Origin of the sequence: Streptomyces sp. CLV115 (assembly GCF_038448545.1) — a bacterium.
GTDB classification, from domain to species: domain Bacteria; phylum Actinomycetota; class Actinomycetes; order Streptomycetales; family Streptomycetaceae; genus Streptomyces; species Streptomyces sanglieri.
Genome location: NZ_JBCEWQ010000275.1, coordinates 1 through 5517, shown reverse-complemented (window position 1 = coordinate 5517; position 5517 = coordinate 1). Strand labels below are relative to the sequence as shown.

Below are 5517 nucleotides of genomic sequence, written 5' to 3'. Positions count from 1 at the left end.
GTCGAGGGTTGCGTCATCGGTGGTTCCTCAGGTGCGAACGGGCGGCTGGACGCCGAAACCGATGCCTGCTCCAGGCATGGGCCGGCGGAAAAGACCAGTTCAGGGGCGGCCCGATTGGGCGCGGCGCTCAAGCTATCTGGTATACCGAATACCAGGCAAGGGGGTACGGAAGGTTTCCGGAATCTGCGATGATCGCGGCACGGGAGCCGGAAGAGACCGGCTCCGACGGGCAGGAAGCGAGTCCATGAGCAGCAGCCGAACCGCCGGCCCCGCCGCCACCATCGGTGCGGCACATCAGTCGCTGCGCGACCGGGTCTATGTGGAACTGCGCGAGCGCATCATCGACGGCCGCTACCCTTCCGGGCACCGGATCGTCGAACGGGAACTCGCGGACGAGCTGGGGGTGTCCCGCATACCCGTGCGGGAGGCCATCCAGCGGCTGGAGACCGAGGGGTTCGTCGCGGCGCAGGCACGCAGGGGCGCGTTCGTCGCCCCGCTCGGCCCGGCCGAGGCCGCGGACTTCTTTGACATCCGGGAACACCTGGAGGCACTGGCCGCCTCGCTGGCCGCCCGCCGCGCCGACCGGGCCGGACTGCGCACCCTGGAAAAGCTCCTGGACCGGGCCCGCCGCGCCGCCGAATCCTCCCGCCGGACCCGTGAACTGGGCTCCGTCCACGCCGACTTCCACCAGCAGATCGTCGTCATGTCCGGCAACCCGCTGCTCCAGGGCCTGATGGCGCCGCTCGACGGCCGGCTGCGCCGGCTCTTCAGCCTCACCTCCGAGCCGGGCGACGGCCCCGTGATGTGCGGTGAGCACGAACTGCTCTACGAGGCGATACGGAGCGGCGACGCGGACGCGGCGGAACGGATCGCCCGCCGCCATGTGGCCGGTACGCGCGCGACCGCGATGCAGCTGCTCGCCGCCGGCGGCGCGGACACCGGGACCGACACCGCTGCGGAGCCCACGCGCCCCGGCCCCCGGCCCCGGCCCTGACCGCGACGACGCCCGTCCCGCGCACCACCGAAGGAGACCCCAGCCCCATGGCGACGCCCGCCCCCGCCTGCCCCGATGTCCTGTTCACCGCCGTCCGCTGCGCCGATGGCCGCACCCGTGACCTGCTGGTCCGCGACGGCCGGATAGCCGCGTACGACCCGGCCCGGCCGCCCGAAGGCTGCACGGCCGTGGACGCCGCGGGGGCCCTCGCGCTGCCCTCGCCCGTCGACGCGCACATCCACCCCGACAAGTCGACCTGGGGCGGGCCCTGGCTGAGCCGTGAACCCGCCGGCACGCTCCGGGACCTGATCGAGGGCGACGTGAGGGCCAGGACCGCCTTCACGGACCCGGTGGCGGTGCGGGCCGGGGCACTGATGGACCGGGCGATCGCCCGTGGAACCCGCGCCATGCGGGCCCATGTCGATGTCGCTCCCGTCCACGGCCTCTCGGGAGTGCACCAGGTGCGTGCGGCGGCCGACGCCCGCAAGGACCTCCTCGACGTTCAGATCGTCGCCTTCCCCCAGCTCGGCCTGTTGAGCGAGCCCGGCACCGCCGAACTCATGGCGCAGGCCCTGTCCGAGGGCGCCGATGTCGTCGGCGGTCTCGACCCGATCGGCATCGACGGTGACATGGACGGCCAGCTGGACTTCGTGTTCGGGCTGGCCGACCGCAGGGGCGCACCCCTCGACATCCATCTGCACGACGGCGGACCGGCGGGCATCCGCCAGATCACCGAGATCGCCCGGCGCACCGTCGCCGCCGGGATGCAGGGACGGGTCACCCTCGGACATGCCTTCGCCGTGGCCGAGCTGGAGGGCGCCGAACTCGACCGGATCGCCGAGCTGTTGGCCGATGCGGGGGTCTCTCTGGTCACCTGCGCACTGGGCGGTGACCCGGTCCTGGACCCCGCACGGCTCACCCCGCGCGGCGTGCGCCTCGGCGTCGGTTCCGACGGGGTGCGCGATGCCTGGACGCCGTTCGGCGACGGCGACATGATCGCCCGGGCCCATCTGCTCGCGTACCGCACGGACGCCCGCACCGATGCCGAACTCGCCGCCTGCTACGAGGCGGTGGCCCAGGGAGGTGCCGCACTGCTGGGGCTGCCCGCCTCCCGGCTGGAGACCGGCGACCCGGCGGACTTCGTCCTGGTGGCGGCGGATTCGCTGCCCGAGGCCGTCGTGGACCGCCCGGTTCCGTCCATGGTGGTACGCGCGGGCCGGGTGATCGCCCGCGCGGGCCGGCTGGTCTGAGGCGTGCGGGGCCGGCGCGGCGGCCGGTCAGCCGCGGTCGAGGGCGCGATCGGTGAGAGAGCCGGCGCAGCCGGTGTAGTGGGCGGGGTCGGTCAGTTCGCCCAGGTCGAGACCGGCGAGTTCGGGCTCCTCGTCGAGCACGTCCGCGAGGACGTCGGCCAGGTCCGTGGTCTCCGCGCGGGCCCGGTCGGCGGCGCCGGCCAGAACCTCCTCGGCGCGCCTGCGGCCGATCCGCTCGGCGAACACGGCGGCCAGCCGCTCCGAGACGATCAGGCCGTCGGTGAGCTGGAGGTTCTCCCGCATGGCGTACGGGACGACGCGCAGCGAACCGGTGAGTTCGGCGGCGCGGCGCGCGGCCCCGCCGACCAGCCGCAGCAGTTCGCGCAGCGGCTCCCACTCGGCGTGCCACGCCCCGGCCGGCCGTTCGTCCTCGGCGGCGAGCGATCCGTACAGCGTCGCCGCCAGCCCCGGGGCGCGACGGGCGGCCGCCGCGATCAGCGTGGCGTGCACCGGATCGGCCCGGTGCGCCATGACGGACGAGCCGTCGCCCTGGCCCTCGGTGACCTCGCCGATCTCGGTCCGGGAAAGGCTGAGCACATCGGCCGCCAGCTTGCCGAGCGCACCCGCGGTGAAGGCCAGCGCGCCCGCCAGGTCCGCGATCGGGGTGCGCAGGGTGTGCCACGGCAACAGCGGTTCGGCCAGGCCGAGTTCGCTCGCGAACGCCTGGACCAGGGGCAGGCCGGGATCGATCGCGTCGATGTCCTCGGTGGGCGCGTACGCCTCGAAGGCGGCCAATGTCCCGGCCACGCCGCCGAGTTGTGCGGGCAGCGACTCCCGTACGGCCGAGAGCCGGTCCCGCGCGTCGAGGATCAGTGCCCGCCATCCGGCCGCCTTGAGTCCGAAGGTGGTCGGGACCGCGTGCTGGGCGAGGGTCCGGCCGGCCATCGGGGTGTTGCGATGCGCGGTGGCGAGCAGGGCCACCGCCTCCGCGGCCCGCGCCAGATCGTCGAGCAGCGGAGCCAGGGTCCGTGCGGCGACCAGCATGGCGGCGGTGTCCAGGATGTCCTGGCTGGTCGCGCCCCGGTGCACATACGGCCGGACGTCCGGTTCCACCGCGGCGGCGAGGTCCGTCACCAGCGGGACGACCGGATCGCCGCCCGGGCGTGCGCGCAGCGCCAGATCCCGTACGTCGAACCGGCCCGCCTCGGCCGCCGCGGCCGTGACCGCCCGGCCCGCCTCCGCGGGGGCGAGTCCGCAGCCGGTCTGGGCGCGGGTGAGCGCGGCCTCGGCGTCGAGCATCGCCTGCAGGAAGGCGCTGTCGCCGGTGGCCGTCTCGGCGGGGGAGCCGGCCCGCCCGGGGGCGAGCAGACCGGCATCGCTCTCGTACATCGGCTGAACTCCAGAGGTGGGCCGTGCTCGCCGCCGCTGTGGGCGGATGCCGGACCGGTGGGTGCGAAGCGGCTTCCGCGCGCCGGCGGTGCGCGGAGGTCCGGGCGGTGCCGCGAGATCCCGCGGCCGTCCACCGACGGGGTGAGGGCCGTCAGCCCTCCCCGCCCATCCGGTGGATACCGAACACCGCACCCTGCGGATCCCGTACGACCGCGATCCGCGGTCCGTCCGGGATGTCGGTCGGCGGCATCAGCAGTTCGCCGCCGGCGCCCTGGGCCGTGGCGGCCGTGGCGTCGACATCCGTCACGGCGAAGTACGGCAGCCAGTTCGACGGCGCCTCCGGCGGGAACCGGTCGTCCATGATCAGCATCCCGCCGAAGTCCTCACCGGCCACGCCCCACTGCGTGTACCGGTCCGACGCGGCGTTCACCGTCCATCCGAATACCGCGGGGTAGAACGCGAGCGCCGGGTCGGCCTCGCGGGTGACGAGCTCGACCCAGCCGAGCGCACCGGGGTCGTTCAGCCGCTCGGCACCGGCGAAGGCGCGTCCCTGCCACAGCGAGAACACCGCACCGGACGGATCGGCGACCACCGCGAACCTGCCCTGGTCGAACACGTCCATCGGGCCGATCAGCAGCGAGCCGCCCGCCGATTTCACCCGCTCGACGGTGCCGTCCGTGTCCTCGGTGGCGAAGGAGACCGTCCAGGCGGTCGGCTGGCCCGGCTGATACACCGGGCTGAGTGCCGCCACCCGGGCGTCGCCGAGGCGCGCCATCGTGTAGCCGCCCGCCTCCTCGCGCGGATCGGTCTCCGAGCGCCAGCCGAACAGGGCCGCGTAGAACGATTTGGCGGCCGGGATGTCGGGGGTGCTCAGCTCGATCCAGCAGGGGCCGCTGGGCACCGGTTCGGTGAGCTTCATTCGGTTCCTCCGTGGATGCGTGGGCGCGTGGACGCGTACGGCTGCCCGCACCTGCCGGTCCTCGCGCAGTTGAACGCTATGACCTCGCGCGGGGCGCGGCCATCGGAGAAGAAATGTTTTACGGGTGTAATACCTGCTAAAGTATTTGGGTGAGCGATACAACTACCCGGTCCTGGCAGTCCCCCGTCCGCAGACTCCCGCTGGCCGCCCCGCTGCGTCTCGCCCGGCCCTCGGACATGTGGTTCAAACCGGCGCTGAGCGTCGTCGTCGCCACCGCCGTACCGGATCTGCTGCTGTTCGCCGTCGACCGGCTCGACCTCGTGATGTACACGATGGCCGGTTCGCTCTGCGCGCTCTACGGCCACGGCCTGCCGTACGCCCGGCGCGCCCGCGCGGTCGCCGGAGTCGTCGTGTCCATGGTCATCGGCCTGGCGATATCCCTGGTCGCGGCCTCGCTGACCGGGTCGACCGCCGTACTCATCGCGGTGGGAGCGCTGCTCGCCGCGGCGCAGAAGACGCTCTGCGACGCGACCCGTATCGGTCCGCCCGGACCGGTGATCTTCACCTTCGTCACCTCCGCCGCGCTCTTCGCCCCGCAGCACCTCGGCCAGGTGCCCGGCCATCTCGCGCTCACCCTGGCCGCCGGCGCGTTCGCCTGGCTGGTCACGGCCGGCCCCGCGCTCCTGCGCCGCGAGGGCCCGGAGCGCCGGGCGACGGCCCGCGCCCTGGACGCCGCCGCCGCGTACCTCGCCGGTCCGGATCACCGCACCCGGCACACCGCTGCCGCCACCGTGCACGCGGCCTGGCAGACCCTGCTCGCCGCCGGACGCCCCACGCCCGTACGCCGGGACCTCGAACGCCTGGTCGTGCACGCCGAGGCCGCCTTCACCACAGGCACCCCCGGCACCGGCCCGGCGGCCCCCGACCCGGAACAGCTCCGCGCCTGGGCCCGGCGGACCCGCGCC

The 5517-nt window shown here is 74.1% G+C and carries 4 protein-coding genes and 1 pseudogene; 3 read left to right on the top strand and 2 right to left on the bottom strand.

The window, feature by feature from the left end; genetic code table 11:
* The first annotated feature begins 244 nt into the window (after positions 1-244).
* Positions 245-994, top strand: a complete 750-nt coding sequence (locus AADR41_RS40965; RefSeq protein ID WP_342287456.1) for a GntR family transcriptional regulator — start codon at positions 245-247, stop codon at positions 992-994.
* 47 nt (positions 995-1041) lie between these two features.
* Positions 1042-2244, top strand: a complete 1203-nt coding sequence (locus AADR41_RS40960) for an amidohydrolase (RefSeq protein WP_342287454.1) — start codon at positions 1042-1044, stop codon at positions 2242-2244.
* Positions 2245-2271: 27 nt separating this feature from the next.
* Here AADR41_RS40960 and pcaB read toward each other — a convergent pair whose 3' ends face one another.
* On the bottom strand, positions 2272-3633 hold the full coding sequence (pcaB, locus tag AADR41_RS40955) for a 3-carboxy-cis,cis-muconate cycloisomerase (RefSeq protein ID WP_342287451.1): 1362 nt from the start codon (positions 3631-3633) through the stop codon (positions 2272-2274).
* A 151-nt stretch (positions 3634-3784) separates the two neighbouring features.
* Positions 3785-4552, bottom strand: coding sequence for a VOC family protein (locus AADR41_RS40950; protein ID WP_342287449.1), 768 nt, complete (start codon positions 4550-4552; stop codon positions 3785-3787).
* A gap of 149 nt (positions 4553-4701) precedes the next feature.
* Here AADR41_RS40950 and AADR41_RS40945 point away from each other — a divergent pair.
* Positions 4702-5517, top strand: a pseudogene (locus tag AADR41_RS40945) (FUSC family protein); the annotation flags it as partial.